The 375-nt window shown below is 40.3% G+C and carries 1 protein-coding gene; it reads right to left on the minus strand.

From position 1 onward, the window contains the following. Window positions 1–338, minus strand: a 338-nt coding sequence (locus AC1DUA_RS40985) for a recombinase zinc ribbon domain-containing protein (protein WP_477505064.1), incomplete at its 3' end; no start/stop codon positions are given. Window positions 339–375: the final 37 nt, after the last annotated feature.

Consider the following 375-nt stretch of genomic DNA (forward strand, 5'->3'; position numbering starts at 1 on the left):
GTCATGAGATGGATGTATTGTTCAAGCTGATCGACATATTGAGCAAAATATTCATGGAACAGCGTTTTGAAATCGTCAACGTATACCCCGCCATTTGTGCATACGATATAAGTTCCATCATCTTTGTATGTCCGTGTCGTGCAACTTGTAATTCTCTTCCTACCATGTGCGGTTTGAAAAGAATGAATACTACCACAGACCCCACAGTGTACTAGACCAGAAAATATATGTTTCCCAATTTTCAAAGCAGCAGGTCGGGAGTTTCGCTCATTTCTGATTCTCTGTGCCATATCAAACAATTCTTTAGGAACAATTGGTTCATGGGCATCTTTAATCAAGATTTGATCTTCCGTTGAAGTCCGTTCTGTTACACGC

The sequence above is a fragment of the Paenibacillus sp. 01T422 genome, assembly GCF_056398785.1.